Source organism: Stenotrophomonas maltophilia group sp. Smal13, from assembly GCF_030236855.1.
Classification (GTDB): Bacteria; Pseudomonadota; Gammaproteobacteria; order Xanthomonadales; family Xanthomonadaceae; genus Stenotrophomonas; species Stenotrophomonas maltophilia_A.
Map to the genome: position 1 here is coordinate 15,317 of NZ_JASJSQ010000001.1, position 24,914 is coordinate 40,230.

28 protein-coding genes, 1 tRNA gene and 2 pseudogenes are annotated in these 24,914 nt (G+C 64.8%); 18 read left to right on the forward strand and 13 right to left on the reverse strand.

Annotated elements, in window-relative coordinates; translation table 11 throughout:
• Positions 1 to 97 precede the first annotated feature (97 nt).
• Both QRO95_RS00080 and QRO95_RS00085 read right to left on the reverse strand, forming a co-directional pair.
• Positions 98 to 889: a zinc-dependent peptidase gene (locus tag QRO95_RS00080; protein WP_285301397.1), complete on the reverse strand. Its 792-nt coding sequence runs from the start codon at positions 887 to 889 to the stop codon at positions 98 to 100.
• Positions 856 to 1,134, reverse strand: a complete 279-nt coding sequence (locus QRO95_RS00085) for a hypothetical protein (protein WP_032128189.1) — start codon at positions 1,132 to 1,134, stop codon at positions 856 to 858. The genes QRO95_RS00080 and QRO95_RS00085 overlap by 34 nt, the downstream gene beginning before the upstream one ends.
• A 144-nt stretch (positions 1,135 to 1,278) precedes the next feature.
• Here QRO95_RS00085 and birA point away from each other — a divergent pair, with 144 nt between their 5' ends.
• The 4 genes from birA (at position 1,279) to QRO95_RS00105 (ending at position 3,949) form a co-directional block, all read left to right on the forward strand.
• Positions 1,279 to 2,247, forward strand: coding sequence for a bifunctional biotin--[acetyl-CoA-carboxylase] ligase/biotin operon repressor BirA (gene birA / locus QRO95_RS00090; RefSeq protein WP_285301400.1), 969 nt, complete (start codon positions 1,279 to 1,281; stop codon positions 2,245 to 2,247).
• On the forward strand, positions 2,244 to 2,975 hold the full coding sequence (locus tag QRO95_RS00095) for a type III pantothenate kinase (protein ID WP_285301402.1): 732 nt from the start codon (positions 2,244 to 2,246) through the stop codon (positions 2,973 to 2,975). The genes birA and QRO95_RS00095 overlap by 4 nt, the downstream gene beginning before the upstream one ends.
• 9 nt (positions 2,976 to 2,984) lie before the next feature.
• Complete coding sequence (locus QRO95_RS00100) at positions 2,985 to 3,833, forward strand: SPOR domain-containing protein (RefSeq protein WP_285301404.1); 849 nt, start codon at positions 2,985 to 2,987, stop codon at positions 3,831 to 3,833.
• A gap of 40 nt (positions 3,834 to 3,873) precedes the next feature.
• Positions 3,874 to 3,949, forward strand: a tRNA-Thr gene (locus QRO95_RS00105).
• Positions 3,950 to 4,059: 110 nt separating this feature from the next.
• Here QRO95_RS00105 and QRO95_RS00110 read toward each other — a convergent pair.
• Together QRO95_RS00110 and QRO95_RS00115 are read right to left on the reverse strand one after the other, a co-directional pair.
• Positions 4,060 to 4,845, reverse strand: a complete 786-nt coding sequence (locus QRO95_RS00110) for a hypothetical protein (RefSeq protein WP_285301406.1) — start codon at positions 4,843 to 4,845, stop codon at positions 4,060 to 4,062.
• A 54-nt stretch (positions 4,846 to 4,899) separates the two neighbouring features.
• A complete protein-coding gene (locus QRO95_RS00115; protein ID WP_183080244.1) occupies positions 4,900 to 5,046 on the reverse strand; it encodes a hypothetical protein in 147 nt (48 codons plus the stop codon).
• Positions 5,047 to 5,456: 410 nt separating this feature from the next.
• On the opposite strand from QRO95_RS00115, the gene QRO95_RS00120 reads away from it, so the two are divergent.
• Positions 5,457 to 5,738, forward strand: coding sequence for a hypothetical protein (locus QRO95_RS00120; protein ID WP_285301408.1), 282 nt, complete (start codon positions 5,457 to 5,459; stop codon positions 5,736 to 5,738).
• Positions 5,739 to 5,920: 182 nt separating this feature from the next.
• Positions 5,921 to 6,859 (forward strand): annotated as a pseudogene (locus tag QRO95_RS00125) (type VI immunity family protein).
• Positions 6,860 to 6,979: 120 nt separating this feature from the next.
• Here QRO95_RS00125 and QRO95_RS00130 read toward each other — a convergent pair.
• Together QRO95_RS00130 and QRO95_RS00135 are read right to left on the reverse strand one after the other, a co-directional pair.
• A complete protein-coding gene (locus QRO95_RS00130) occupies positions 6,980 to 7,903 on the reverse strand; it encodes a hypothetical protein (RefSeq protein WP_285301410.1) in 924 nt (307 codons plus the stop codon).
• 144 nt (positions 7,904 to 8,047) lie between these two features.
• Positions 8,048 to 8,980, reverse strand: a complete 933-nt coding sequence (locus QRO95_RS00135) for a hypothetical protein (protein WP_285301412.1) — start codon at positions 8,978 to 8,980, stop codon at positions 8,048 to 8,050.
• A 425-nt stretch (positions 8,981 to 9,405) separates the two neighbouring features.
• Between QRO95_RS00135 and QRO95_RS00140 the strand changes: the two genes are divergently transcribed.
• Complete coding sequence (locus QRO95_RS00140) at positions 9,406 to 9,711, forward strand: hypothetical protein (protein ID WP_285301414.1); 306 nt, start codon at positions 9,406 to 9,408, stop codon at positions 9,709 to 9,711.
• Between the two features lie 465 nt (positions 9,712 to 10,176).
• Positions 10,177 to 10,479 carry an addiction module antidote protein gene (locus tag QRO95_RS00145; RefSeq protein WP_049431463.1) on the forward strand — a complete coding sequence of 101 codons (303 nt, stop codon included), beginning with the start codon at positions 10,177 to 10,179 and terminating at the stop codon, positions 10,477 to 10,479.
• Between the two features lie 57 nt (positions 10,480 to 10,536).
• On the opposite strand, the gene QRO95_RS00150 is transcribed toward QRO95_RS00145, so the two are convergent.
• Both QRO95_RS00150 and QRO95_RS00155 read right to left on the reverse strand, forming a co-directional pair.
• A complete protein-coding gene (locus QRO95_RS00150) occupies positions 10,537 to 10,860 on the reverse strand; it encodes a hypothetical protein (protein ID WP_285301416.1) in 324 nt (107 codons plus the stop codon).
• Positions 10,861 to 10,940: 80 nt separating this feature from the next.
• Positions 10,941 to 11,348 carry a hypothetical protein gene (locus tag QRO95_RS00155; RefSeq protein ID WP_121505132.1) on the reverse strand — a complete coding sequence of 136 codons (408 nt, stop codon included), beginning with the start codon at positions 11,346 to 11,348 and terminating at the stop codon, positions 10,941 to 10,943.
• Positions 11,349 to 11,932: 584 nt separating this feature from the next.
• Here QRO95_RS00155 and QRO95_RS00160 point away from each other — a divergent pair.
• Positions 11,933 to 12,877 (forward strand): ankyrin repeat domain-containing protein, encoded by a 945-nt coding sequence (locus QRO95_RS00160; protein ID WP_285301420.1) that lies wholly within the window; start codon positions 11,933 to 11,935, stop codon positions 12,875 to 12,877.
• 17 nt (positions 12,878 to 12,894) lie between these two features.
• Here the strand turns inward: QRO95_RS00160 and QRO95_RS00165 are convergent, their stop codons facing one another.
• A complete protein-coding gene (locus QRO95_RS00165; RefSeq protein ID WP_285301422.1) occupies positions 12,895 to 13,242 on the reverse strand; it encodes a hypothetical protein in 348 nt (115 codons plus the stop codon).
• A 131-nt stretch (positions 13,243 to 13,373) separates the two neighbouring features.
• Between QRO95_RS00165 and rocF the strand changes: the two genes are divergently transcribed.
• The 3 genes from rocF to QRO95_RS00180 all read left to right on the forward strand — a co-directional run bounded on the left by rocF (position 13,374) and on the right by QRO95_RS00180 (position 15,019).
• Entirely contained in the window at positions 13,374 to 14,294 is a 921-nt protein-coding gene (rocF, locus tag QRO95_RS00170; RefSeq protein ID WP_032128182.1) for an arginase, read from the forward strand.
• 162 nt (positions 14,295 to 14,456) lie between these two features.
• Positions 14,457 to 14,594 carry an entericidin A/B family lipoprotein gene (locus QRO95_RS00175; RefSeq protein WP_008266021.1) on the forward strand — a complete coding sequence of 46 codons (138 nt, stop codon included), beginning with the start codon at positions 14,457 to 14,459 and terminating at the stop codon, positions 14,592 to 14,594.
• Positions 14,595 to 14,797: 203 nt separating this feature from the next.
• Positions 14,798 to 15,019, forward strand: a complete 222-nt coding sequence (locus QRO95_RS00180; RefSeq protein WP_004153772.1) for a CsbD family protein — start codon at positions 14,798 to 14,800, stop codon at positions 15,017 to 15,019.
• Positions 15,020 to 15,092: 73 nt separating this feature from the next.
• On the opposite strand, the gene QRO95_RS00185 is transcribed toward QRO95_RS00180, so the two are convergent.
• The gene (locus QRO95_RS00185; RefSeq protein ID WP_285301424.1) at positions 15,093 to 15,893 is read right to left on the reverse strand and encodes a hypothetical protein; all 801 of its coding nucleotides are present in this window, start codon (positions 15,891 to 15,893) and stop codon (positions 15,093 to 15,095) included.
• A gap of 108 nt (positions 15,894 to 16,001) precedes the next feature.
• On the opposite strand from QRO95_RS00185, the gene QRO95_RS00190 reads away from it, so the two are divergent.
• The 4 genes from QRO95_RS00190 to QRO95_RS00205 all read left to right on the forward strand — a co-directional run bounded on the left by QRO95_RS00190 (position 16,002) and on the right by QRO95_RS00205 (position 20,581).
• Entirely contained in the window at positions 16,002 to 17,294 is a 1,293-nt protein-coding gene (locus QRO95_RS00190; protein WP_285301426.1) for a tryptophan--tRNA ligase, read from the forward strand.
• 137 nt (positions 17,295 to 17,431) lie between these two features.
• Positions 17,432 to 17,734: a hypothetical protein gene (locus QRO95_RS00195; RefSeq protein WP_049421442.1), complete on the forward strand. Its 303-nt coding sequence runs from the start codon at positions 17,432 to 17,434 to the stop codon at positions 17,732 to 17,734.
• 156 nt (positions 17,735 to 17,890) lie between these two features.
• Positions 17,891 to 18,823 carry an MBL fold metallo-hydrolase gene (locus QRO95_RS00200; RefSeq protein ID WP_285301428.1) on the forward strand — a complete coding sequence of 311 codons (933 nt, stop codon included), beginning with the start codon at positions 17,891 to 17,893 and terminating at the stop codon, positions 18,821 to 18,823.
• Between the two features lie 105 nt (positions 18,824 to 18,928).
• Positions 18,929 to 20,581: a M28 family metallopeptidase gene (locus tag QRO95_RS00205; protein ID WP_197616590.1), complete on the forward strand. Its 1,653-nt coding sequence runs from the start codon at positions 18,929 to 18,931 to the stop codon at positions 20,579 to 20,581.
• A 204-nt stretch (positions 20,582 to 20,785) separates the two neighbouring features.
• Here the strand turns inward: QRO95_RS00205 and QRO95_RS00210 are convergent, their stop codons facing one another.
• The 3 genes and pseudogenes from QRO95_RS00210 to QRO95_RS00220 form a co-directional block, all read right to left on the reverse strand.
• Positions 20,786 to 21,082: a hypothetical protein gene (locus QRO95_RS00210; protein WP_285301520.1), complete on the reverse strand. Its 297-nt coding sequence runs from the start codon at positions 21,080 to 21,082 to the stop codon at positions 20,786 to 20,788.
• A gap of 67 nt (positions 21,083 to 21,149) precedes the next feature.
• Positions 21,150 to 21,413 (reverse strand): annotated as a pseudogene (locus QRO95_RS00215) (alpha-ketoglutarate transporter); the annotation flags it as partial.
• A 132-nt stretch (positions 21,414 to 21,545) separates the two neighbouring features.
• Entirely contained in the window at positions 21,546 to 22,880 is a 1,335-nt protein-coding gene (locus QRO95_RS00220; RefSeq protein ID WP_010486964.1) for an MFS transporter, read from the reverse strand.
• A gap of 223 nt (positions 22,881 to 23,103) precedes the next feature.
• Between QRO95_RS00220 and yedA the strand changes: the two genes are divergently transcribed.
• Together yedA and rarD are read left to right on the forward strand one after the other, a co-directional pair.
• Positions 23,104 to 24,009 (forward strand): drug/metabolite exporter YedA, encoded by a 906-nt coding sequence (yedA, locus tag QRO95_RS00225; RefSeq protein ID WP_032128174.1) that lies wholly within the window; start codon positions 23,104 to 23,106, stop codon positions 24,007 to 24,009.
• On the forward strand, positions 24,006 to 24,902 hold the full coding sequence (gene rarD / locus QRO95_RS00230; RefSeq protein ID WP_279912842.1) for an EamA family transporter RarD: 897 nt from the start codon (positions 24,006 to 24,008) through the stop codon (positions 24,900 to 24,902). The genes yedA and rarD overlap by 4 nt, the downstream gene beginning before the upstream one ends.
• The last annotated feature ends 12 nt before the right edge of the window (positions 24,903 to 24,914 follow it).

The following is a 24,914-nucleotide window of genomic DNA, read 5'->3' on the forward strand; positions in this document are numbered from 1 at the left end:
CGCAACAACGCGTGGCGTTCCGGTGGTAGTGCCGGCCGCTGGCCGGCAACCTCATGATCTTCGGTGGCATTGCCAGGTTGCCGGTCAGCGGCCGGCACTACCGTGTTTCGATCGCCGGCGGCTTGCCATAGAACCGCCGCAGCTGCGCGGCCACCTCCGGCAACGCCTGCTGCAGCAGATCCGGCGCGGAGAAGTGGTACTCGCTGGTCACCGCGAAGAACTCTTCCGGCGCTTCGGCCGCATACGGATCGATCAACGTCTCTTCGCCGGCATCCACCCGCACGCAGAAGGCATCGTAAGCCTGCTGGAACGTGGCCGCCCACTCGCGCTGCCATGCGCGCGGCAGCGGCGGCGTGCCGTCCATCGCACCGTCCAGTGCATCCAGCTTGTGCACCATCTCGTGCACCGCCACGCAGTAGCCCTCGTGCGGCGCCGCCAGGTCGGCCTGCACATCGGCCCAGGACAGGATCAACGGACCGCTGTCCCACGATTCGCCAATCAGTTCGTCATCCCACTCGTGCAGCACGCCGGCCGCATCCATGTGGCTGCGGTGCACGCGGAACGCATCCGGGTAGACGATCAGCTGCGACCAGCCTTCCAGTCCTACCTCGCCGAATTCCAGCAGCGGCAGGCAGCACAGCGCGGCCAGCAGCACACCATCGCCGGCCTGCAATTGCAGGTCACCAATCGGGGTAATGGTCTTCTCATGCAGGAAGCGCGTGGTCAGCACACGCAGGCGTGCGCGGCGTTCGTCGTCCAGTCCGTGCAGCCAGGCTGCGCGGCGGCAGGCGTCATCCCAAAGTGCATCGTCGATCGGCCGCGGCGCAGGCCGCAGCCACTGCAGCAACGACTTGATCAGCGGAACATTCCCGGCAGGTAGCTGTGCCACTTCGGCGCGCGGATGCGCGGCAGCATGTCGTCGTCGCTGCCACCGCCACCGGTGGTGGTGCTGGCTGCCGGGCGTACCGGCGCCGCCTTGGTACTGGCGGCCGATGCGCTGGCGGTGGGCGCGCGCTGCGAGGCGGCATCGCCATTGGAGGACACGCAGGCCCCACGGCTGTCGTCCAGCGCTGCTGTCGCAGACGCCGCGAAGGGCATCAGCAGCAGGATCAGGCAATGGGCATAACGGCGCATTGACGACATCCACGTTAAGGGAGGGTGAGTTCCCGATTCTAGCCCGAACCCGGCGCCCCGTTGGAAGCCCCCGCGAAACCCAGCGTGGCGGGCGTCGCTGGCGGCTTTCCCGCATAATTCCTTCCTGACTTCGTGGAAGCTGCCGTGGACGATCGCCAATTGCTGGCCAAACTCGCTGCCGGTCGCCTGTCCGGCGACGCCCTGGCCCGTGAGCTGGGTCAGACCCGGGCGGCCATTTGGAAGCGTATTCAAGGACTTAGGGCCGCCGGTGTGGACATCGAGGGTCGTGCTGGCGAAGGCTATGGCCTGACCCGCCCGGTCGACCTGCTGGACCCGGACGCGATCCGCGCCTGCCTGCCTGCCGACGTCCAGGCCCTGCTGCACGACCTGCAGGTGGCCTGGACGGTGGACTCGACCAACGCTGAATTGCTGCGTTGCAGCGCGCCCCAGCGCGGGGTCAGCGTCCTGCTGGCCGAACGCCAGACCGGTGGCCGTGGCCGTCGTGGGCGTGCCTGGGCCTCGCCGCTGGCCGCGCATATCTACCTGTCGGTGCTGCGCCTGTACTCCGGTGGCCTCGGCCGCTTGGCCGGGCTGAGCCTGGTGGCCGGTATCGCCGTGGCCGAAGCGCTGCACGATCTGGGCTACACCCAGGCGCAGCTGAAGTGGCCGAATGACCTGATCGTCGATGGCAAGCGCAAGCTGGTCGGCCTGCTCGCAGAAGGTGGTGGCGAATACGCCGGCCCGGCACGCGCGGTGATCGGCATCGGCATCAACACACACATGCCGCCGTCGTTCGCCGAACAGATCACCCAGCCGTGGGTGGACCTGGACACGCTGGCCGGTAAGCCGGTGGACCGCAACGTGGTCGTTGCTGCCGTGCTGACGCGCCTGCTGCCGGCGCTGGAAGAATTCGATCGCGAAGGTCTGGCGCCATTCCTGCCGCGCTACGCCGCGTTCGACATGCTGGCCGGCCGCGAAGTGCGCGTGGAACTGGACGGGCAGTGGCAGCACGGCACCGCACTTGGCTTGGCTGACGACGGCGCGCTGCGCGTGCGCATCGATGGCCAGGAACGCCTGCTGCACGCCGGCGAAGTCAGCGTGAGGGCGGCATGAGCGATTGGTTGTTCGACCTCGGCAACTCGCGCTTCAAGTTCGCGCCGTTGCAGGGTGACCGCGCCGGCGACGTACAGGCCTGGGCGCACGGCGCCGAAGGCATGGCCGGACAGCCGCCGCACAGCCTGCCCAGCGGCACCACCGCGTTCGTGGCCAGCGTGGCCGCACCGTCGCTGACCAGCGCCATGCTGGACCAGCTGCAGCGCCGCTTCGAACACGTGCATGTGGTGCGCACCAGCGCCGAATGTGCCGGCGTGCGCATTGCCTATGCCAAACCGGAAAAGTTCGGCGTCGACCGCTTCCTGGCCCTGCTGGCCGCAGCCAAGGCGCAGCGCCCGGTGCTGGTGGTTGGCGTGGGCACCGCATTGACGATTGATCTGCTCGACGCCAATGGCCAGCATCACGGCGGGCGCATTTCCGCATCGCCCACCACCATGCGCGAAGCGCTGCACGCGCGTGCCGTGCAGTTGCCGGCCACCGGGGGTGACTACAGCGAGTTCGCCAACGACACCGCCGATGCGCTGGCCTCCGGCTGCGATGGCGCCGCCGTGGCGCTGATCGAACGCAGCGCGCAGCAGGCGCATGCGCTGCTGGGCGTGGCACCGTCGCTGCTGGTGCACGGTGGCGGCGCACCGGCGCTGATGCCGTTGCTGCCCGACGCCGACTACCACCCCTCGCTGGTGCTGGATGGCCTCGCCCGCTGGGCGGTGCACCAGCCCGCAGGCTAGTATCCGCGCATGCTGACCCGTGCCCTGATCGTCGTACTGGCCATCCTCAATCTTGGCGTCGCCTGCTGGTGGCTGCTGCGCGATGCACCGCAACCGCCCGCGCCGCCGCCGCAACCGGCTGGCGTAGCCGAGCTGCGGTGGGTGCCCGGTGGCGTGGATGCCGCTGCGGCCGCCCAGGCCACTGCTGCCGTCCCGACTGCACCGCTGATGGAGCGCGAACCGGCGGCGAAGACGGCTGTGGCTGCCACGCCTGCACCAGCTACGCCGGCCCAGCCGGAGGTCGCCAAGCCACAGGTGGCTGAGGCTACGCCGGTTGCTGCCGCTGCCAAGCCGGTAACGCCGCCTGCACCGGCCCCGGCGCCGGAGAAGCCCGCAACTCCGCCTGTGGCCGCTGAGCCGCCGCGCTGTGTCGCGCTCGGTCCGTTCGCCGACCGCGCTGCTGCGAGCAGTGCGCAAGGCAAGGCCGGCAACGTCATCAGTCAGGTGCGCCTGCGCGAACAGCCTGCTGCCAGCGGCAGCGCACGTTTCCGGGTGATGCTGCCGGCCGCCGCCAGCCGCGAAGAAGCCCAAGCCACGGTGAAGCGTATCGTCGCCGCCGGCCTGAGCGACTACTACATCATCAGCCAGGGCGAGGACATCAACGCCGTGGCGCTGGGCCAGTACCGCAACCGTGAAGGCGCCGAGCGCCGCATGGCGGCGGTGCAGGCCGCAGGCTTCCAGCCGCGCCTGGTCGCCAGCGGTGACGCCGGCCAGTGGTGGCTGGAAGGGCAGCTGGCGGCGGGCACGCAGCCGGCCCAGGCCCAGCAGCGCAGCGGGGCGGCACAGAGCCGGTCGCTGGAATGCACACGGTTGCGCTAGAATCCCCGGACCGAGGCGCTGCCGCCGGTGCACCACCCATGCCGCTTTAGCTCAGTTGGTAGAGCAACTGTCTTGTAAACAGTAGGTCATCCGTTCGATTCGGATAAGCGGCACCATCTTCGATTCCTTGGCATCCGCACATGTCCACGGGGAACAATCAACCCGCTGAAATGGCGGGTTTTTTGTGCGTTGCCGTTCCGGAAAGAATGCGGGTCTGCAGGCGTGTTCAACGCGACCTCGTAAGACCCCTTCTGAGTTGGTTGCAACGCTGGAGCATACGTTCGCCAGACTGTTCATTCATTCGAATGCGGCCATCGACGAGAAGGGGATAGGTCTCGAGACGGACACGATAGGCTGCTTGCGAAGACAGCTGCACTGCAGCGTCGTCCGTGCCGATGGCGGCTCCAGGCAGCGAATCCTCTCGAACAACGCCATTTACCTGAAGCTGTGCGCAGAGCCCGGCGTAGTAGGCGACGCGTTCATCAAGCGCCTGAGGGTGCCTTGTGGCATGACCCAGCGCATGGAATGTCTCGTGTGCGACCAGATCGACAAGGTTTGCAACTGTCCGTCCGCGGTCGTCATGTATCGAAGCCGCAAGTGCCAATGTCTTCCCACCCGAGAACGATCCCAAAGTACGCGACTGTATCGTCGCGGCGGTATCCGTTGGCGCGAGAAGAATCCGGTATCTGTTCGCCTTTGCTTCTATCCATGATTCGGAGAACTTCGCTGCTGCATCAATGCGCATGCAGGTATCGGCAACGTCAACCGGTGATCCAGCAGCCATCAAGAGCAGGATTTCGTGCTGGGTGTTGGGGCAGTGAAACGATTCCAGAGCGGGCAGGTCCTTGCGCCCTGGAACAATGGAGAGAGACCGGAAGTAGCGGAATGGCCCCAGAGGCGTGGACACCAGCTCGGTATAGCCATCCGGAGGGATGTCTTGTGGCAATCCAATCGTTGTGGCGCAGCCTGCCAGGATGGAGGCGGCGAATGCGACGAGTACGACTCCTTTCATCGCTTCTCCCAAAGGGGCGGGTGCTCAAGGTACACCCGCATCTCCTGTTGTTTACTACATCAGACCCTCACGCGCGCCGTCGCCGATATCGTCTTTCTCTTCTCCATCCACGCGAACGCGCTCGGCGGCGTGGTACAGCTTCGGCAGCGACAACAGGCCAACAGCGGCGCGATCCCTGCGCGACCATGAGCATCCATTCATACAGAAGCGCGATCGGGTGAAAAGTCCAGGCCTGGATCGGCAGTGCTCCATACAGCTTTCAAACTAATTGTATGGACCGGTGAGATTGATGCGGACAGGATCGTCTCTAGGCAATCAAAGCCCACCTATCTGCCTCAACAAGCACAACCGCATTGACGTGACTGTCGATTCGAGGGGTGCTCCAACGACCTTTATGCTCATTGCTGGTAGCCCAGCGTAACAGCGTGCGTAAGGTCCCACCATCGCCCCGACCAGGACCGTCCCTTGAAGCACGCAGCAGGTACATTGAACAGTGGCCGAAGCCGATGAGCTTCTTGGCGCGCCTCCTGATGCACGGGTTGGCATGCTTGGCGCTCCCAGTAGCCTTCGCTCAAGGCTACAGCTTCTGGGTAACGTGGATCGCCCCGCCCGTGGCGCGCGGTATTGCACTGGGTTTGGCAATGGAGCTGATTTTCTACTTCTTTGTTGCCCTCAACGTCTTCATGATTCTCTCTGGTAGCAGGAAGATCCGTTGCGGTCTGGCCGGCGCGGTGGTCGCAGCAATTCTTCTCTACCTGCTGCCGCAACACCCTATCCGTGGGCCTGGAATTGCCTTGCTCTGTGGCGGCCTGTGTTTGCTGGCGATTGCGTTGACGGATCCACTCGAGACCCTGCTGCGCAAGCTGCGACCCTCCGCGGAAGGTGATCCGTGACTGTCATTCTCACCGGATCCGTCCCTTTGTCCAAACACTCGCGATAAGCCGCGTCTCTCTGACGCATTGGATTGGCTGCCCCGTCTATCGCCGCCGCGCAGCAATGCAGGTCGCGACAATCCCCACCTATCCCGACTAAACACACCCGGCGCGATTCGGGAACACAATGAGCAGAGGTCACGATGAGCTGCATCGACGACATCGAGCGTGAGGTCGACAAGATCGAACTCAATAGCGCAAAAGGCCGGCCAGTCATCAGGCTTGGGCTGATTGCCACGCTCTACTTTCGACATGGCCACCAGCCTGCGGTCAGAAAGAAGATAGCGGCCTGCTTCAGCGAGTTCCATGCGGAGTTCGGTGGCGTCCTTCGCGCGATCGTATATCGGCGTCGTGGTCGGTTGACGCCCGAGAAATTGCACGGCGCGCTGGAGCGATTCAGCGCGGAGGGGGAAGGTCGTGAGCTCAACATCAACAGTGCGAGGTCGGTGCATGAAGCGGAATCGCATTGCCTGCAGGTGCTGACAGAGCGAGAAGTATGTGAGTCCGTCAGCCGCTCATACATCAAAATTACAATGCCTTGGCAGATGCTGAAGAGCCAGGATGATGTTGATCGCTTTCAGGCATGGGTGATGCGACTAGCCGACCGCGTCGATGCTGAGCATGGCTATGCCGGTCTGTCTCCTGTGCTGCCTTACGACTTCGACAGTTGTTCACACCTGGAGTATGCGATCGCGCGGACGTATCCGGGCCTGGAGGCCGATACGCACGCCTATGCAGCTTCGCTCAAGCTGGCCGGCTTCATCAAAGGGATCAACTGGCTCACCCTCGTGAGTCGCGCTCTGCTGGAGAGGTTGGGCGGATTGGATCTGGTTCGAACCGATCTTTCGTCGCACGAAGGCATCCAATGCCTGGAGTATGCCGGTGGATTGGCGATCAGGGCGGGTGCGCGGCCCGAGCTTGGCTGAGAGACTGAGCCGCCTGTGAGATACGTAACTGTCAATCGGGTGATGAGGCCATTGCGCTCGCCGGACCAAGACGAACTGCAATCCTACTCTTTCGATGGCGAGGACCGTGACAAGGACCCATCAAGTCGCTGGTACGCAAGGTTTGACCAGAATTGATGCGGGAAGCGCCCACCATTGATTCGGTGGGATAGTCAGTCTAGAGGCCTGCGCGGCGACGCACCCTGCAAGAAGGTAGAGTGCGCCGGGCATGATGAGCGCAGCGGCTTCGCTAGCGCGCTATCTGCAGGACTCGGGCCACTGGCTCGCTACCTTCAACCGAAGCGCTTTGCAATGCTGTATCAGCTCAGGCTCGGAAGAATCTTTGCGTCGCACCTTCAGCTCCTTTGCAAGCTCCTTGGCACCGACTACCTCATGCGGAGAAATCCTTGCCACGCATCCGCGATAGTGCGCAACGAAATCATCGCATTCTGCGATGCCGTTCATTCCATCCGCGACGGTGGACAAGGTCTGATAGGGCCAATCCTCGACCGCCATCCAGGCCTCTTTGAGTACTGTTCCGATATCTTCTCCAACCTGGGCTTGAGGCAGCACGCCGTTCATGCGATTGCTCTGCCAGGTAGCATCATCCGGTGCCATCAGCAGCCGTGTGATGCCGTGAACTTCTCGGAACGGCCCATCACGCAGCGTGGTGAGATACTTTGGCCAGAAGGTTTCGCCGTTCGAATCCTCATCATTGAAGATCGCTGCGTCGAAGAGGCTCTGCAGAGGCGTCACATCAGCGACATTGCAACTGAAGCTGACATCAGCGATACGATAGCCATCGGAAATGCGGTGCCAAACGTTGCTGTGCGTAGCACGACATTGCGTGTTGCGAAAGACCGTTGCGATAAACGCATCGGTGGACTCGGCAACGCTTCCGTTGTTCTTTGCCGAGGAGAAGTGTTGCAGTGGGAAGTGGGGGCTCGCTACCGGAAACACCTTGGACATGAATGCCTTGTTCTCACTCATGCTACGGAGCGTTATCAGAGAGGCGTCGACGTCCGAGACCAGCTGCTTCCTGGCAGCCTGGTCATCCTCCATGATAGTGCGCGCGTAGAGGTCAAAGGTCTGCTCGGCCGTCAGCGGGGCCGGGCCTGCATTTGCGAGAGTCGGGGTGAGCATCAGGATCGAGGTCAAAACATGGCGGGATGAGATCATCATTGGACAGCTCAAATTCTCGGGAAGTGCAGGCAGACGCAGTGGGCGAAACGATATCGAAGTCGGTTACGCCTGTAGCGTCGGAGCAGCATTGCGGAGCGAAGGCAGCGTAACGGCTACCTGGACGGGGGTTTGAACATGAGACGTTCACTCGTCCCAACGGGTGGCTCGACACGCGGCTGGGCATGATTTTCCATCGCACGCATCGCTCCAAGTGGCTCTGATATGCCGTCCAAGCGCTCGGCAGTCCTCCGTCAGCTCGTCCTCGGGGAGCTGCTTCTTCAGACGATTCAAGTGCTTTGCCAAGTCAGTGGCGCCTGTCAGTTCCTGCGGTGCAAGCAGTGCAGCGCATTGGCGATAGCCGTCCACCAGCTCATCACACTCTCTTATGAGCGTACGTTGATTGAGATAGGAGAGGCGTTCTGTAGAGTCGCTGATGTATGTCGTACTCCATGCGCGATCCAGGAGCCTGCCCATCTCGGCCGCGATCTGGTCGTCAAATACTCTGCCAAAGCGAACCCCGCTGTACGGCTCGCTGCGCCACATGGTGCTCCCGGGCGCGGCTACGAGTCTGGCCGTACCATGCGCCTGCCGGAAAGGACCGTTTTCCAGCAACGTCGTATATGCCGACCAGAAGCGATTGGAAGTGCTTTCCTGTTCGGTGATGAATGCTGCATCGTAAAGATTGCGCAACCGCTTGATGTCCGGGACCTTGCAACTGAAGCGGACATCGGCAACGCGATAGCCGGTTTCGATCCGATGCCAGATCTGGCTGCTTACTGCTCGGCATTGGCTGTTGCGCAGGACGGCTGCAGTCCACGCGTTCCTTGCCTCTTCAGCGTTGCCATCGCGCTCGAATGCATGATCCGGCATGGACCTGATCAGCTCGCTGGCGAGTATCTCGCTTGGATATGGAAGCTTGAGGTCCTGTCCACGGGCACTAAGCTCGCGTAGAGCGTCCTCATCATCCTCCAGTGCAGCACGTGCGTACAGGTCAAACGTCGCTTCAGGAGTGGGGGAGCTGGGGCTGCCCGCAGCAGGCAATGCAAAAAGCGCTAAGCAACAGATGAGAATTCGCATAGAGACTGGACGTTGGCGAAGGATCGGAGCGTGATCCGATGGTTCTTGACTGTCTATGCAACTATTCCGAAATAGCACTGGTTCGGGCAGGGCGCAGTCGTGAAAGCAGGGATTCACCACCATGCGACAGCGTGCTGCTCACCGTGGTCCGGCTACCGGCCAACTGTGTCACCCTGCGGTGACGAGCATTGGCGAGGCGGTGCACTGGCCAATGCTATCCTTGGCTGCCTGCTCACGTGGCGTACCGGTTCACGGGCGTCCACACGTTGTTTCTTGATACCGTCGGCGCAATGCTGGTGCCTTCGCATCACACCTTCGCGCCCTGTAACTTCAGCTGGTCGATCCTCGTTTGCGGCTCTCATTGGATGCTGCCCGCGATCCACTAGAAGCGCTTTCGCTTGTTCCTCTGGGTAAAGTCGAAGTTGATGAACAACAATTCAAATGGTGCAGGTAGCCACAAGTCTGGGCGGGCTGCACGAGGCGTCTTGATTTGCCTGGTTGCGTTGCTTCTATTGCTGTTTGCCAGCTGGCTGATGGTGCGGCAGATGGCTTCCGATGCCGGGAAAGAGCTGCGCAGCGCCGACAGCCAGAATGGCAGCTGCGTGCTCAAGACCTATACGCGGCGCTACAGTGCCATCGGACTCGCGGGGCGTATCGCATCGCCGTTCGGCAGCAGCTATTACTACCGGGTCTATAGCCGTGACGGACAGTTGTTGGCCACCTCGGAGTAGACACTATGGGAGCGCGAGTTTGGGGATATGGATGCCCACTGGATCAATCGAACTGCGATGTATCCCGGCCAAGACGGCTGGGCGGGTTGGAGGTTGGCGCAATGCGACTGATGAGAACGCAGGGTATTGCGTGTTTGTGTGAGGTGATCAGAGCGAGTAAACGCTGATCCCGGCAACGCGTTCTCGCTTTCGTTCTTGCCAAGTTCTCCAGCTTGGCGTGCGGCCAGCGATCTGAATTTTCCTGCGGGCTGCTGTTGCGGTGGAATTGTCCACCAATCTTCTGAGGAGCGTGGATTTTAGGCTACGGCCAGTAGCGTAGGAAGTTAACTTGTCTGCTGGCTAGAGGCGACAAGGGTTCACAGCAGCGCGATATCGAGAAGGCCAGGGAGATTGCGCGTGCCCTGTGAGCATCGAACTGGCTGTAGGCGAAATGACTCAATACTGAAGTACCGGAGCTGTCCCATCATGGCCATCAAGAGAAAAGTTGAACTCAAATCATTTGATGTGGCCGAGCATCTTCGGACGCCGGAGGAGATGGCGGCTTATCTCGACGCCTGCATCGAAGAAAGCGACGGTGATTCTGCATTTATCGCCAAGGCGCTCGGCGATATCGCTCGCGCTCAGGGCATGAGCAAGGTTGCGCGTGCGGCGGGCTTGTCGCGTGAGAGTCTGTATCGCGCACTGTCGGGCGAGCGCAGCCCGGATTTCGCGACCATCCTGAAGGTGACCCGGGCCTTGGGTGTGCGATTGCACGCCAGCGCTGTGTAAAGCATCAGGGCATTTCGCTCACGCTCGGCGATCTCAGAAAGTCTGGCGCGAACAGATTCAATCAAACCGGATGATGCGGATCAAGCCTCTTGTCGACGATCCGTCTCCGAAGGCGGCCAATGTGCCACAGGGGAACGCCTCCTTCGCACCTTCGTAATTGATGAATGAGATCGTGCAGTGTATCCGCGTGCCGGGACGGATTCGGGTGATGGCTCTGTCATTCAAGACGAAGCTATACCACATGAGTTCAGGACTCATGGAACGCGCCATGGGGCGTGCGGTGGACGCGATCATCTCGGCAACAGCGCCGCCGCGCGAATCCACTTCGTCCAGCCGCAGCTCAACGAGAACAGGTTTCAGGTTTGGGTAGGGTGTGCTCATTCCAGCAGCGGGTCTGCCTGATTCGTTAGCCGGGGTTGCGACGCGTTGTACCTGCACGTTGGGGATCTCAGCATTCCCCATTACTGAGCCCCGCCCACCTGCAACGCCACATACTCCGCCAACCCCCGACAGGCCAATATCAGCCCTTCGCGCGTGCCATCGCCGATATCGTCTTTCTCTTCCCCGTCTACGCGCACGCGCTCAGCGGCGTGATACAGCTCCAGCAGCGACACCAGGCCAACCGCAGCGCGGTCCCGGCGTGCGGCGGCCACTGCCTGGCCGGGTGTGCTGGCGGGCCCCGTCCACGGCTGTCCGTCGGCGGCATCACCGGCGCGGATGCGCTGCAGGCAGCCGGGCAGATTGATCGGCGCGGGTGCCTCGTTCGCAGCGGCGAAGGCCGCTTCCAACGGCTGCGCCAGTTCCGGCGGCAGGCGCAGGGCGGCCTCGCCCAGGGTTGCGGTCAGGTAGGGGTGATGGGCGTTGGACATGCGGGCATCCTCGTCAGGAACAGAGGTGCCACCCGAAGAGGGTGGCGGGCGATGCGTGGCTTCCAAGACCGGAGATCGATAAGCCGGCGGGCACAGGGCCCCCACGCACCGCCCGCCGTCGATCGGCGAACGGATTGCCAGCCGACGCCGCTCTTGGGAGGACGACGCCGGCTGGCAAGCGTATACAGCTTCAATCAAACGGGCTTGGAAGTCCCGACCACCTTTGCGGGTGGCGATTCATCATGCGCACGCCAAATCCCCGCCTACCAGTCGATTGTTTCGATGGCATCGGGTGATCTGAAAGGAAAAATGAATTATCGCGATTGGCTTGTTCTGCGCAGTTGCATGGCAAAAGCGACATATCGCGCAGCGCTGGAACGTGCGGGCAAATGGCCCATCGCCGCGCAGCCACCTGCGCGCAGGGCGAAACGACGTGTAAAGCCAACTTAACTGCCCGCGCAGTTCACCCACCGGATCATCATAAGCGGCCAATGGCATCGGTGCTGCACGCCGGTACAAAGTGGCCCCGGCGTTGCGATGACACTAAGCTGCCGGGCCTGTGCCAACCCTATGGAAGCCCCCCCATGTCCCACCTCCTGGCCAAGGCGGCCGAACAACAGGATCTCGACCGTATCGATGCGCTGCTGGATGCCGGCGCGGACATCGAGTGGCGGTACAAAGGCACCGGACGCACGCCGTTGTTGTCGGCGGTGATCGCCGGAAAGGCTGACGCGGTGGCGCGGCTGCTGGACCGCGGTGCCAACATCGAGCATGCCTGCACGGCGGTGGGCCTTACCGCACTGGGATGGGCGACCGAGCGCAACGACGCAGACATCGGACGCCTGCTGATCGCGCGCGGCGCCTCGCTGAACGTGGCCTCGCCGGAACTGCATCGCACACCGCTGATGGTGGCGGCGCAGGGCGGTCATCTGCCGATGGTCGAGCTGTTGCTGGCTGGCGGTGCTGATGTTGCACGCGTGGATTTCGAAGGACGCAATGCGCTGTCGCTGGCCGGAGCGCGCGGGCATGCGGCTGTGGTGCAGTGCCTGCAGGCAGCGGGCGCACAGATGCCACCGGTGTTGGAGGAGGCGCCGCCGCTTGTGTGGCCTGAACCGGCCGCAGAAGGGGAACCGGCAGCCGTGGTGCGTGGCTATATGCTGGCCTGCCATGCGTGGGAAACGCGTGGTTACCGTGATGCCAAGGCCGGTGGAGACCTGCTCGGTAGTCCATCATTCCAACAGGAGCGCGCGAACATCCTTGCGGCCTGGTGTACCGACCGGAAGCGGGTGTATTCCACGGGCATGTCGGTGGGCAATCCGCCGGTGCACGTGCCGGAGGATCTGCTGGCCGCCGTCGGTCAGCCGACGGCCTCCAAGGCCGAAGTGCTGGTACGTGACCATGCACAGAAATCCCGCGCGCTACGTTACGAACGCCTGTTCGTGCTCAAGCGCGTGGCAGGGCAATGGCGGATCGACGTGCTGAAGAAGCGCCTGTTCCGCACCGAAGCGTGGTCGTCGGCGATTCTCTGAGCGCGACCCGCCGCGCGTCAGCCACACGTCTTCCGCAGCAATACCCACGTCAGCATCAGGGCGAACGTTCCGACCAAGGTCAGCCCGAACCACAGCGCGGCCACTTTTACGTTGCCGATCAACGCCGACAGCATACGGTGCAGTTCGCTCTTCAGGATTGGATATTCAGCGTGTGCCTTGCGCAGACGCTGCCAACCCAACCCGAGGAATACCAGGGTCGAGAACGGCACCAGCAGGAGCGCCATCTGGATCAACCAACCGTTCGGCGTCGCATCAACCGTGCTGTTCAACAGAACCGCAAAAAGGGCGATGGGCAGTGCCACGATGAAAAAGCGCGGCCAGGCAGTGTTGACGAAGGGCGACATCGCAATCTTCCATGAAGGGCGGTCGGGTCCGCGCGGCATCATGCCATGCCAATGCCCTGCTGCACCGCCGCGAGTGGTGTCACACAGCTCTGGCTAGACTGTGCTTCTTTTTCCCCCCGCAGGAGGCACCCATGGCCCATCCCATCTCCGTATCCCTGATTGGCGTTCCCACCGACGTGGGTGCGGGCCATCGTGGTGCCCGGCTTGGCCCGGAAGCGCTGCGCGTGGCGGGCCTGCCGGAGGCGCTGGAGGCGCGCGGCGTGGACGTGCGCGACCTGGGCAACCTGCATGGCCCGCGCAATCCGTGGACCGCGCCGGTGGAAGGCTACCGCCACCTGGATGAAGTGGTGGCGTGGAACCATGCGCTGATGGAAGCCAGCTATGCCGAACTGCAGGCTGGCCGCATGCCGATCATGCTCGGCGGCGACCACTGCCTGGGCATTGGTTCGATCACTGCGGTGGCGCGCTGGTGCCGCGAACAGGGCAAGACCCTGCGCGTGCTGTGGCTGGATGCGCATTCGGACTTCAACACCAGCGATGTGACCCCGTCGGGCAACATCCACGGCATGCCGGTGGCCTGCCTGTGCGGCCTTGGCCCGGATGCGCTGACCCGCCTGGGCGGCACCTCGCCGGCGATCACCCCGGCGCAGATGCACCAGATCGGCATCCGCTCGGTGGACCCGGAAGAAAAGCGCCTGATCAAGACCCACAAGGTGGATGTCTATGACATGCGCTACATCGATGAGAACGGCATGAAGCGCGCGGTGGAAGCCGCACTGGCCGGCATCGACGAGAACACCCATCTGCATGTCAGCTTCGATGTGGACTTCCTCGACCCCAGCATCGCGCCGGGCGTGGGCACCACTGTGCCGGGCGGGGTGAACTACCGCGAGGCGCAGCTGGTGATGGAGATGATCGCCGACACCGGGCGCATGGGTTCGCTGGACATCGTCGAGCTCAACCCCTTGCTGGACAAGCAGAATGCCACCGCCGAACTGGCCGTGGACCTGGTCGAAAGCCTGTTCGGCAAGTCCACCCTGATGCGTGACTGACGGCGCCGCCTGAACGGATCTGTGATCCGTTCACGCCCGCTCCACGCCACTGCCGCCAGATTGCACTTCACGCGGCGGTGGTGGGCGTTGGCCTTCTCCCGCCGAGCGAAACAATCCCATCCGCGAATGAAGCGGTGTAGCGGCAAACCCAAGGAGAAGCCCATGAAGCGCGTAGTTGCCCTGATGCTGTTGTCGATGTTCTCGGTGGCCCTGCTGGCCGGCTGCAACACCATTGCCGGTGCCGGCAAGGACGTGCAGAAGGCGGGCGAGAAGGTCGAGGACACCGCGAAGGGCCGTTGAGCCCTGCACGGAACGGAAAGAGAAAAGGCCGGGGATTTCCCCGGCCTTTTTTTGCGCGTGCTTTTCGCTGCGTGCTGTCGAAGCGGAGTGAACCATTCAAGCAGGTGAGCATCTATTTCATTGCCGGTTGACCGGTATTCAACAGCCGCTGCGCGAAGCTGGAGCCACGGTAAGAACGCCGTTGCAACCAAGGACTCCCAGCAATGAACAAAGACATCATTTCCGGCAAGTGGTCGCAGCTGAAGGGCAAGGCCCAGGCCAAGTGGGGCGATCTGACCAACGACGACTTCGACGTGGCCGAAGGCAATGCCGAGTATCTGGCCGGTCGCCTGCAGGAACGTTATGGCTGGGCCAAGGACCGCGCGGAGAAGGAAGTGCGTGAGTTCCAGGACGCCGTGAGCAAGGACTACCCGGACTACAAGTAAGCACTTCGGTTTCCCCCACGGCACAACGCCCGCACCGAGAGGTTGCGGGCGTTGTGTTGTCTGGGCGGGACGATCAGCGCGCCGGCGGGTCCGGCACGTAGCGGTTGGGGAAGGCCTGTGGTTCGCGCGGCAGGCGCGACGGCGAATCCACCAGGATGCCGCGTGCGCGCAGGTTGCGGGCGCTGTCGTAACGCAGCTGCAGTACCTGTGCGGGGCTGCGGCTGGCGCGTTCGAAGTCGGTATCGCGCACCGAAGACTGCTCGCGTGCACCGTGGCCGGTGCCCAGCGCTGGCGCCTGCGACTTGCTGGCATAGCCCTCGATGCGGCTGCTGCTGGCGCTGGCATCGGCCGACGCTTCCGCCGCCGGGGCTGGCAGCGGCAGGCCACGGCGCAGGATCGGATCCGGACGCCAGCGGCGCGCTTCCTCGAACACCGCTACGCCCACCACGCCGATGTTGTCCGGGCGGCCGGTGCGGCTGGCATAACTGCCGCTGGGGCTGCTGAACACGAACTGCGCCACTTCGTCCTGGCTCTTGCGCCAGCCGGTGATGTCGGCGCGCTGGCCGGGATTGAGCACGTAGCCGGTCTGCGAAGGATCGGCATCTTCGCCGGAGATGACGTTGACGCCGTCTACCGACAGCACCACCAGCACCCGGCGCGGGCTGTCGTTGTACAGGCGCACGGCATAGCGGTGGCCGCGCTCGCCGGCCACCCAGCGCTGGCCCTCGGCGGGGTAGCTGCGCAGTTCGGTGCCGCGGTCGCGGTCGACCAGGGCCATGCGCACGGGGCCGCCCTCGTACACCGGCGGCGGCATCGGGGCCGGGCGGAAGCCGGCCAGGGGCAGGATCAGCAGCAGGGGCAGCAGGCGTTTCATCGGGCGTCTCCAGCGGGGTTGCGTGAATGAACGCACCGCAGGCCCTGACGGGGTTGGTGGCGTGCAAGGTAAACTGGCCCCGTTCATCGAAGGTTACCCCACGCAGTCATGACGACCCGAGTCCTTACCGGCATCACCCCCTCCGGCACGCCCCACCTGGGCAACTACGTTGGCGCCATCCGTCCGGCCATCGCGGCCAGCCGCGCGCCGGGGATCGAGAGCTTCTTCTTCCTGGCCGACCTGCACAGCCTGATCAAGTCCCAGGACCCGCAGCGCACCCAGCGCGCGACCCTGGAGATCGCGGCCAGCTGGCTGGCCTGCGGCCTGGACCCGGAACACGTGTGGTTCTACCGCCAGAGCGACATCCGCGAGACCACCGAGCTGATGTGGTTCCTGACCGCCATCGCCAGCAAGGGCATCCTCAACCGTGCGCACGCCTACAAGGCGGCGGTGGACAAGAACCGCGAGGAAGGCGTGGACGAGGACGCAGGCGTCAGCGTCGGCCTGTTCATGTACCCGGTGCTGATGGCCGCCGACATCCTGATCTTCAAGGCCAACCAGGTACCGGTGGGCCGTGACCAGATCCAGCACATCGAGATGGCGCGTGATTTCGCCCAGCGCTTCAACCATGTGTACGGCAAGGAGTACTTCCCGCTGCCGGACGTGGTGATCGACGAGCAGGTGGCGACGCTGGCGGGCCTGGATGGCCGCAAGATGAGCAAGAGCTACCACAACACCATTCCGCTGTTCGTGCCGCGCGAGGAGCTGAAGAAGCTGGTGTTCTCGATCCTGACCGACTCGCGCGCACCCGGCGAGCCGAAGGACACCGAGGGCTCGGCGCTGTTCCAGATGTACCAGGCGTTCGCCACCCCGGAACAGACCGCGGAATTCGCCAAGGCGTTCGCTGCCGGCATCAGCTGGGGCGATGCCAAGCAGCAGCTGTTCGAGCGCATCGACAGCGAGCTCTCGCCGCTGCGCGAGCGCTACAACGCGCTGATGGCCGAGCCGGAGAAGATCGAGGCGCTGCTCAAGCGCCGTGGCCAGCAGCTGCGCGAGCAGCTGGCGGCACCGCTGCTGGACGAGCTGCGCCATGCGGTCGGCCTGCGTGATCTGTCCAGCGCGGGCGATATCGCCAGCGAGGATGCCGGCGTAGCTCGCGTGGCACCGCCGCTGTTCAAGCAGTACCGTGAAAAGGATGGCCGCTTCTACTTCAAGCTGACCGCTGGTGACGGCACCCTGCTGATCCAGAGCGAAGGCTTCGATTCGCCGCGCGATGCCGGCCAGCTGATCGCGGTGATCAAGCAGGCCGAGCAGGGTGACCAGCTGCAGAGCGAGCTGTTCAAGCTGGACGCCGAGGTGGACGCCGTGCTGGCGGCCCTGGCCATGCTGCGCGAAGCGTAAGGGTAGTGCCGGCCGCTGGCCGGCAACTGCACGTTCCCCAGGCTCCCGGAAATGCCGGCCAGCGGCCGGCACTACCCGTGAACGAAGGTCATGGCATGATGTCCGCGCGCCTCCGGCGCAATGACATGGAGTCTGCGATGGCCTGGTTGTCGCTGCTGCTGTTCCTGCCCTGGTTCCTGCTGCTGGGCAGCCTGTACTGGCTGTTCCCGCGCCAGCCGCGTACCGCGCGGCGGCGCCTGTTCGATACCACCACCTTGGTGCTCGCATTCGCGCTGAGCATCGTGTCGATGCTGTGGGGCTACCGCATTGGCGTGGTGCAGCCCGGCGCCGGCCCGATCTGGCCGCAGGTGCTGGCGGTGCTGTACGCCTACGGCGCGTTCCTGGCGGTGCTGGTGTTGGCCCTGTTGCTGCGGCCGCGGTTCGCATTGCGCTCCGGCTGATCGGTAGTGCCAGCCGCTGGCCGGCACATGCATTCTCCTGACTATCCCGAGGTTGCCGGACAGCGGCCGGCACTACCCGACCAAAGCCGCATCGAACCCGGGCCGCCTGCGCGCCTACCATGGGGGTCTGTTCCCGATCCTGCCAGGTGCGTGCCGATGACCGCCGACCCCAGCATCCACACCATCGATACCGGTTTCCAGCGCCCGGATTTCGACGCTGCCTATCTGATCGTTGAAAACGGCCGCGCTGCGTTCGTCGACTGCGGCACCGGTCTGTCGGTGCCGGCGATGCTGCAGGCGCTGGCAGAGGCCGGCCTGGACGTGGAGGCAGTGGACTGGCTGCTGCTCACCCACGTGCATCTGGATCATGCAGGCGGTGCAGGCCTGCTGATGCAGCAGTTGCCGAATGCGAAGGCGGTGCTGCACCCGCGCGGTGCGCCTCACATGATCGATCCGACCCGCCTGATTGCGGGTGCCACGGCGGTGTATGGCGCCGAAGAGATCGCGCGCAGCTATGGCCGCATCGAGGCGATTCCGGAGCACCGTGTGGTGGCGGCCGAAGACGGCCACCGCATCGATCTGGCCGGCCGCGAGCTGGTGCTGCTACATACCCCGGGCCACGCGCTGCACCACTACTGCGTGTGGGATGCGCGCAGCCGCAGCTGGTTCACCGGCGATACGTTCGGTATCTCCTACCGCGAGCTGGACAGTGCGCAGGGTGCTTTCATCTTCCCCACCTCATCGCCGGTGCAGTTCGATCCGGAGGCGATGAAGGCCTCGATCCGGCGCATGCTCGATTACGCGCCGCAGGCGATGTACCTGACCCACTACGGTCGTGTGGAACAGGTGGAGAAACTGGCCGACGACCTGTTCGAGCAGATCGATGCGATGGCCGCCATCGGCCGCCAGTGCGATGGCCGACCGGACCGCCACCGCTGCCTGCTGGCCGCACTGCAGGCGCTGTACCTGGAACGCGCACAGCTGCATGGCTGTGCGCTGGACGATGCGGCGGTGACTGCGGTGCTGGCGATGGACATCGAACTCAACGCGCAGGGCCTGGCCTGCTGGCTGGACCGCATCAGCAGGTAGATCCACGTCATGCGTGGATGACGTGGACCCAGGCTGCGCCGTGATGTCACGACCACGTTACACTCTGGTGACTTCCAAGCTAGCCGTGGTACTGCCGTGAATCCGATGCGCGTGTTGCTGCTGTCGTCCTGCCTGTTTGTCGGTGGCCTGGCCCATGCGGCCAACGACCTGCCCGGCGGCGGTATCGATCCGCAGGCACTATCGCGCCACGTGCATGTGCTGGCGTCGGATGAATTCGAGGGCCGCGCGCCGGCCACCGAGGGCGAAGAGCGCACGGTGCAGTACCTGATCGAGCAGTTCCGCAGCTACGGCCTGCAGCCGGGTGGCGTGGATGGCAGCTGGGTACAGCCGGTGCCGCTGGTGCGCGCACAGCTGGAGGGTGCGGCCAAGGCCAGCCTGTCGCTGAAGCAGGGCAAGCGCGCGCTGGCCAACGGCGTGGACGTGACCCTGCAGAGCCTGCAGCCGCGCAAGCGCGTGCAGATCAAGGATGCGCCGCTGGTGTTCGTCGGCTACGGCATCGACGCGCCGGAACGCCAGTGGAACGACTACAAGGATGTGGACCTGCACGGCAAGATCGCCGTCGTGCTGATCAATGACGCCGATTTCGAAGCCGATGCGCCGGGCGCGTTCGACGGCAAGGCGGTGACCTACTACGGCCGCTGGACCTACAAGTTCGAGGAAGCCGCACGCCGTGGCGCCGAAGGCGTGCTGATCGTGCACGAGACCGCGCCGGCCGCCTATGGCTGGGCCACGGTGAAGAGCTCGGGTACCTCGCCGCTGTTCGACATCGAGCGCGGCCAGGCCGAGGCGATGGCCCAGCACACCCCGCTGCGTGGCTGGATGCAGCGCGAACTGGCCGAGGCGATCTTCGCCGACGCCGGCCTCGACTTCGATGCCGAGAAGCGCAAGGCGATGCGCGCCGACTTCCGCCCGGTGGCGCTGGACAACGCGAAGCTGAGCGTGGACTTCGCACTGAAGCGCGAGCAGGTGGTGACCCGCAACGTGGTGGCCAAGCTGCCCGGTGGCGAGCATGGCGACGAGGCGGTGATCTTCTCCGCGCACTGGGATGCCTTCGGCATCGGCCAGCCGGACGCCAAGGGTGACCGCATCCGCCGCGGCGCGATCGACAACGCCACCGGTGTGGCCACCGTGCTGGAACTGGGCCGGGTGTTCGCCGCCGGCCCGCAGCCGCAGCGCACGTTGTACTTCGTGGCACTTACCGCTGAAGAGAAGGGCCTGCTGGGCGCCAGCTACTACGCCGCACACCCGCTGGCGCCACTGGACAAGACCGCCGCAGTACTGAACATCGAGATGTTCAGCCCGGATGGTGCGACCCGTGACATCGCCTCGTGGGGCAAGGGCCGGGTCTCGCTGGAGGGTGACCTGGAGCGCGTGGCCAAGGCCCGCGGCCGCAGCTACAGCCCGGACCCGAACCTGGAAGCCGGCTTCTTCTACCGTGCCGACCACTTCGCCTTCGCCCGCCTGGGCGTGCCGGCGATCACCATCGGCCCGGGCCTGGATAAGCTGGACGGCGGCGTTGAAGCCGGCCGCGCGCTGCGCGAGAAGTACTTCGCCGACTGCTACCACCAGGCCTGCGATGCGTGGACGCCGAGCTGGGACCCGAGTGGCCACGCCGCCGACACCCTGCTGGTCTACGACCTGGGTGCCGAGCTGGCCAACAGCCGCCGCTGGCCGACGTGGGAAAAGGAATCGGAGTTCCGCGGCGCGCGCGACAAGAGCGAAGCGGCCCGCCGTTGAGGTAGTGCCGGCCGCTGGCCGGCAACTCCCTGCTCTTTCCGGAGGTTCATGAGGTTGCCGGCCAGCGGCCGGCACTACCGAAAGAATGTGGCGTTGCCGGCCAGCGGCCGGCACTACCGAAAGAATGTGGAGTTGCCGGCCAGCGGCCGGCACTACCGAAAGAGGTGGCGTTGCCGGCCAGCGTCCGGCACGCCCGGGTATTCGTCAGCGCCGGCGCAGCAGCTTCCACGCGCCCCAGCCACTGGCGGCGAGCGCTGCCAGATAGCACGCCACCATCGTGCGCAGTCCAACCGGCGACCCGGAATTGATGCCGCGGTGCAGGCGCAGCTGCAGCGAGCTGTGGCCGCTGCCCAGGTCCACCGCCAGCTGCAGCGCCAGCGCGGCGCAGAACACCAGCAGGGCAATCCCGAATCCGATGCGCGGCCACGCGGCCTGTGCGTTGGGGCGGCGCAGCAGCCAGGCCAATGCCGTGGCTGCGGCCAGCGTCGCCGCGATCCACATCAGAGGCGTGGCGGGAGACGCAGCGGCCACCGGCATTGCACCGGTGGCCGCGATCAGGTCAACGCGCTTACTTGCGGGTGCCGTCGAGCCAGTTCGGGCCCTTGTTGGTGAGGAAGAACACATAGACCACCAACGATACCGCGATCGTCGCGGTCACGTAGATGGCGAACCAGTCGACGTGGCCGGTCTTCAGCGCGCCCTGGTAAAGCAGCGGGGCGGTGCCGCCGAACAGCGAGTTGGCCAGCGCGTAGCCCAGGCCCACGCCCAGTGCGCGCACATGGGTGGGGAACAGCTCGGCCTTCACCACCGCGTTGATGGAGGTGTAACCGGTGCGTTGGGGCGGCGCAGCAGCCAGGCCAATGCCGTGGCTGCGGCCAGCGTCGCCGCGATCCACATCAGAGGCGTGGCGGGAGACGCAGCGGCCACCGGCATTGCACCGGTGGCCGCGATCAGGTCAACGCGCTTACTTGCGGGTGCCGTCGAGCCAGTTCGGGCCCTTGTTGGTGAGGAAGAACACATAGACCACCAACGATACCGCGATCGTCGCGGTCACGTAGATGGCGAACCAGTCGACGTGGCCGGTCTTCAGCGCGCCCTGGTAAAGCAGCGGGGCGGTGCCGCCGAACAGCGAGTTGGCCAGCGCGTAGCCCAGGCCCACGCCCAGTGCGCGCACATGGGTGGGGAACAGCTCGGCCTTCACCACCGCGTTGATGGAGGTGTAACCGGTGAGGATGACGAACGCCATGGCCAGGGTCAGGAAGGCCAGGGTGGCGTCATGCTGGTGCGGCAGCTGGGTGATCAGGTACCAGCTGTACAGCACGCCGCCGACGCCGAAGAACACCAGCAGGGTCTTGCGGCCGATGATGTCCGACAGCCAGCCACCGACCGGCTGCAGCACCATCAGGAACGCCAGCACGCCCAGGTTGATCAGGGTGCCGGTCATCGGGTCGTTGCCGGCGAAGGCGCTCTGGATCATCTTCGGGCCGTTCACCGAATAGGTGTAGAAGGCCACGGTGCCGCCGGCGGTGATCAGGAAGCACAGCAGCAGCGGCCGCCACTGGTGCACGAACAGTTCGTACATCGAGCCGGACTTCTGTGCCTTGCCCTCGCGTGCGGCCTCGATGGACGACTCCGACAGCGACTCGTCCATGCCACGACGCAGCCAGAACACCACCACTGCGGCGATGCCACCGATGCCGAAGGCGATGCGCCAGCCCCACTCGGAGATTTCCGGCTTGCCCCAGAAGGTCAGCATCAGCAGTAGCGTCAGCTGGGCCAGCACATGACCACCGACCAGGGTGACGTAGTGGAAGGAGGACAGGAAGCCGCGGCGGCCGGGAATGGCGGCCTCGGACATGTAGGTGGCGCTGGCACCGTACTCGCCACCGGTGGCGAAGCCCTGCAGCAGCCGCGCGAACAGCAGGATGACCGCGGCCCAGATGCCGATGCTGGCGGCGGTGGGGGTGATGGCGATCAGGAACGAACACAGCGCCATCAGCGTGACCGACACGGTCAGTGCCAGGCGGCGGCCATGGCGGTCGGCGAAGCGGCCGAAGAACCAGGCACCGATCGGGCGCATCAGGAAGGTCGCCGCGAAGATCGCCCACACGTACATCGTGGAGTTCTTGTCGTCGGGCGAGAAGAACTGCGATTCGAAGTACACGGCGAACACCGAGTACACGTAGACGTCGTACCACTCCACCAGGTTGCCGGCGGAGCCTTTGAGGGTGTTGGAGATCGACCGCCGCAGGGCGGCGCGGTCGTTCGCGGGGACAGCAGGTTGGGACGTGGTGCTCATCTGGGTGGGAATCCTCGATGCGGCGCGTCCGTGCGCAGGGAAAACGGCGCCCGGCCTTGGGGCGGCGCGGCCGGGCAGCCCTCTTGGTACTGCATCGACCGTCAACACGGGGTAGCAGACCAGAGCAGGGTGCATGGATGGATGACAGCGTGCCACCGTATGGGGTCCCGGACCATACTCAAAACGTCCTAGAATCCGCCTTCCCCCGGCTCCCTGGTGTGTCATGTCGGCTCCCCCCTCTTCGTCTGCGGCTGCCCCCCGGGGTGGCCTTGTCGCGCTGGCACTGCTGCTGGTCTACGTGGTCTGGGGCTCGACCTACCTGGGCATCGCCAAGGCCCTGCACGGCGGCGCACTGCCGCTGACGATGGTCTCCGGCAGCCGGTTCATCATTGCCGGTGGCCTGATGTTCCTGGCCTTGCGCCTGTTCTGGAAGATGCCGAACCCGACCCTGCGGCAGTGGCGCAACCTGGTCATCATGGGCGTGACCATGCTGGTGCTGGGCAACGGCATGGTGGTGCTGGCCGAGCGTGAGGTGTCCTCGGGCCTGGCCGCCACGGCGGTGGCCTCGGTGCCGCTGTGGATGGCGCTGTTCTCGGCGCTGCGCGGCCAGCACGCCAGCCGTGGCGAATGGCTGGGTATCGCCATCGGCTTCCTGGGCGTGGTCTGGCTCAACGCCGGCAGCAGCCTGACGGCCTCGCCGACCGGGCTGGTGCTGCTGCTGATCGCGCCGATCGGCTGGGCCTTCGGTTCGGTGTGGGCACGCGGGCTGGATCTGCCGGGCCCGTTCATGACCGCTGCCGGGCAGATGCTCTGCGGCGGTGTGCTGCTGGTGCTGATCGGCCTGGCGGTGGGCGAGCGCCCGACCACGCTGCCCGATACCGGTGGCCTGCTGGCGATGGCCTACCTGTGCGTGTTCGGCTCCATCGTCGCGTTCACCGCCTACGTGTGGCTGCTGCAGAACGTGCGCCCCGCGCTGGCGGGCAGCTACGCGTACGTCAATCCGGTGATCGCGGTGCTGCTGGGCGCACTGCTCAACGGTGAGCGGTTCGGCTGGCGCGACCTGTTGGCGATGGTGGTGATTCTTCTGGGTGTGGTGGTGCTGACGATGGCAAGGACGAGAAAGAAATGAGCATGGATGAGAAAGAACAACGCCGGGGCCTGCTGGTCACCGCCTCCACCTTCGTGATCTGGGGCCTGGTGCCGGTGTACTGGCACCTGCTCAACGAGGTGCCCTCGTTCCAGATCATCGCCCACCGCATCATCTGGAGCACCGTGCTGGTGCTGGGCTGGCTGCTGCTCAGCTCGCGCCTGGGCTGGTGGCAGAAGATCGCCGCACAGCCGCGCGCGCTGCCGATCCTGCTGGTGTCGAGCCTGACCATCGCCTTCAACTGGGGCCTGTACATCTGGGCGGTCAACGCCGGCCATGTCATCGAGACCAGCCTGGGCTACTTCATCAACCCGCTGGTGAACGTGCTGCTGGGCGTGCTGGTGCTGAAGGAACGCCTGCGCCGCCTGCAGTGGGTGGCGGTGGCGATGGCGGCGGTGGGCGTGGCCTGGCTGACCATCGACGCCGGTACACCGCCGTGGATCGCGCTGGGCCTGGCCTGTTCGTTCGGCCTGTATGGCTTGCTGCGCAAGCTGGTTTCGGTCGACCCGGTGGCCGGCCTGGGCGTGGAAAGCATGTACCTGTTCCTGCCGGCGCTGGCCTTCGCGATCTGGGCCGAGAATGGCCACGGTGGCGCGTTCTTCCATGGCTGGGGCTGGCGCAACGACCTGCTGCTGATCTTCGGCGGCGCAGTGACCGCCGTGCCGCTGATCGGCTTCGCCTACGGCGTGAAGCGCATTCCGCTGTCGCTGGTCGGCATCCTGCAGTACATCGCGCCGAGCCTGCAGCTGCTGCTGGGTGTGTTCTTCTTCCACGAAGCGTTCGACACCGCAAAGGCGATCGGCTTTGCCGCGATCTGGGCCGGCCTGGTGCTGTTTGTCGGCGACAACATCCGCACGATGCGCGCCAAGCGCTAGCGCCGCGCCTGC

Coding starts and splice junctions, on each gene's coding strand:
- QRO95_RS00175 (WP_008266021.1), top strand. CDS start 14,457: ATGAAGCGCGTAGTTGCCCTGATGCTGTTGTCGATGTTCTCGGTGGCC.
- QRO95_RS00155 (WP_121505132.1), bottom strand. CDS start 11,348: ATGTCCAACGCCCATCACCCCTACCTGACCGCAACCCTGGGCGAGGCC.
- QRO95_RS00140 (WP_285301414.1), top strand. CDS start 9,406: ATGAACAACAATTCAAATGGTGCAGGTAGCCACAAGTCTGGGCGGGCT.
- QRO95_RS00190 (WP_285301426.1), top strand. CDS start 16,002: ATGACGACCCGAGTCCTTACCGGCATCACCCCCTCCGGCACGCCCCAC.
- rocF (WP_032128182.1), top strand. CDS start 13,374: ATGGCCCATCCCATCTCCGTATCCCTGATTGGCGTTCCCACCGACGTG.
- QRO95_RS00130 (WP_285301410.1), bottom strand. CDS start 7,903: ATGATGATCTCATCCCGCCATGTTTTGACCTCGATCCTGATGCTCACC.
- QRO95_RS00135 (WP_285301412.1), bottom strand. CDS start 8,980: ATGCGAATTCTCATCTGTTGCTTAGCGCTTTTTGCATTGCCTGCTGCG.
- QRO95_RS00220 (WP_010486964.1), bottom strand. CDS start 22,880: ATGAGCACCACGTCCCAACCTGCTGTCCCCGCGAACGACCGCGCCGCC.
- QRO95_RS00100 (WP_285301404.1), top strand. CDS start 2,985: ATGCTGACCCGTGCCCTGATCGTCGTACTGGCCATCCTCAATCTTGGC.
- QRO95_RS00085 (WP_032128189.1), bottom strand. CDS start 1,134: ATGCGCCGTTATGCCCATTGCCTGATCCTGCTGCTGATGCCCTTCGCG.
- yedA (WP_032128174.1), top strand. CDS start 23,104: ATGTCGGCTCCCCCCTCTTCGTCTGCGGCTGCCCCCCGGGGTGGCCTT.
- QRO95_RS00165 (WP_285301422.1), bottom strand. CDS start 13,242: ATGTCGCCCTTCGTCAACACTGCCTGGCCGCGCTTTTTCATCGTGGCA.
- QRO95_RS00200 (WP_285301428.1), top strand. CDS start 17,891: ATGACCGCCGACCCCAGCATCCACACCATCGATACCGGTTTCCAGCGC.
- QRO95_RS00180 (WP_004153772.1), top strand. CDS start 14,798: ATGAACAAAGACATCATTTCCGGCAAGTGGTCGCAGCTGAAGGGCAAG.
- rarD (WP_279912842.1), top strand. CDS start 24,006: ATGAGCATGGATGAGAAAGAACAACGCCGGGGCCTGCTGGTCACCGCC.
- QRO95_RS00185 (WP_285301424.1), bottom strand. CDS start 15,893: ATGAAACGCCTGCTGCCCCTGCTGCTGATCCTGCCCCTGGCCGGCTTC.
- QRO95_RS00115 (WP_183080244.1), bottom strand. CDS start 5,046: ATGAATGGATGCTCATGGTCGCGCAGGGATCGCGCCGCTGTTGGCCTG.
- QRO95_RS00145 (WP_049431463.1), top strand. CDS start 10,177: ATGGCCATCAAGAGAAAAGTTGAACTCAAATCATTTGATGTGGCCGAG.
- QRO95_RS00160 (WP_285301420.1), top strand. CDS start 11,933: ATGTCCCACCTCCTGGCCAAGGCGGCCGAACAACAGGATCTCGACCGT.
- QRO95_RS00110 (WP_285301406.1), bottom strand. CDS start 4,845: ATGAAAGGAGTCGTACTCGTCGCATTCGCCGCCTCCATCCTGGCAGGC.
- QRO95_RS00205 (WP_197616590.1), top strand. CDS start 18,929: ATGCGCGTGTTGCTGCTGTCGTCCTGCCTGTTTGTCGGTGGCCTGGCC.
- QRO95_RS00210 (WP_285301520.1), bottom strand. CDS start 21,082: ATGTGGATCGCGGCGACGCTGGCCGCAGCCACGGCATTGGCCTGGCTG.
- QRO95_RS00195 (WP_049421442.1), top strand. CDS start 17,432: ATGGCCTGGTTGTCGCTGCTGCTGTTCCTGCCCTGGTTCCTGCTGCTG.
- QRO95_RS00150 (WP_285301416.1), bottom strand. CDS start 10,860: ATGAGCACACCCTACCCAAACCTGAAACCTGTTCTCGTTGAGCTGCGG.
- QRO95_RS00095 (WP_285301402.1), top strand. CDS start 2,244: ATGAGCGATTGGTTGTTCGACCTCGGCAACTCGCGCTTCAAGTTCGCG.